The following is a 638-nucleotide window of genomic DNA, read 5'->3' as shown; positions in this document are numbered from 1 at the left end:
CGCCAGCTTTACGCGGCCAGCTCCGGACGATGCGTGCGCGCTGGCATGCGCCAATCGATGCCTTCAAGCAGCATCGACAGCTGTGCCGGTGTCAGCGATACGCCACCGCCCGAGGCTTGGGGCCAGACGAAGCGCCCGCGTTCGAGTCGCTTGCTGAGCAACAGCAGGCCCTGGCCATCGAACCACAGCACCTTGAGGATGTCGCCGCGCCGGCCGCGGAAGACGAAGACGTGGCCACTGAACGGGTTCTCGCTCAGCGCGGTCTGCACCATCGCGGCCAGACCATCGAAGCCCTTGCGCATGTCGGTGTGTCCGGCCACGATCCACACCCTCGTGTTCGCTGGCAGGCCGATCATGCGCGCAGCGCGGCCAGCACCGTCGTCAGTTGCGCGGCATCGACCTGACCACTCAGGCGGATGACGGCGCCACACAGTTCGATCTCCACCGTCCCCGTGGACGGTTGGGCAAGGGTGGTCGCCACCACATCGGCACAGGGCTGCTGTGCGAGAACAGTCACGGGTAACAGCGTCGGGGTGCCCGATTGCCAATGACCCAGCTTCATCCAGTGACGCAGCAGATTGGCATTGACGCCGTTGCGCAGCGCCAGACCCGCGACCGATGCGCCCGGTCTGCTGGCC

1 protein-coding gene and 1 pseudogene are annotated in these 638 nt (G+C 66.6%); both read right to left on the bottom strand.

What is annotated here, in order from left to right; all coding sequences use genetic code 11:
- Positions 1–8 precede the first annotated feature (8 nt).
- On the bottom strand, positions 9–356 hold the full coding sequence (gene tnpB / locus BN2503_RS19170; RefSeq protein WP_054258153.1) for an IS66 family insertion sequence element accessory protein TnpB: 348 nt from the start codon (positions 354–356) through the stop codon (positions 9–11).
- Positions 353–638 (bottom strand): annotated as a pseudogene (locus tag BN2503_RS21205) (IS66-like element accessory protein TnpA); the annotation flags it as partial. The gene tnpB and the pseudogene BN2503_RS21205, both read right to left, overlap by 4 nt.

The organism is Paenacidovorax caeni, assembly GCF_001298675.1.
In the GTDB taxonomy this organism is placed as follows: domain Bacteria; phylum Pseudomonadota; class Gammaproteobacteria; order Burkholderiales; family Burkholderiaceae_C; genus Paenacidovorax; species Paenacidovorax caeni.
Note: the sequence above shows the minus strand (reverse complement) of the source record. Positions and strands in the feature narration are given on the sequence as shown.

What these genes read in the sequence shown, in the direction of transcription:
- tnpB (WP_054258153.1), bottom strand. Translation starts at nt 356, where the DNA reads ATGATCGGCCTGCCAGCGAACACGAGGGTGTGGATCGTGGCCGGACAC.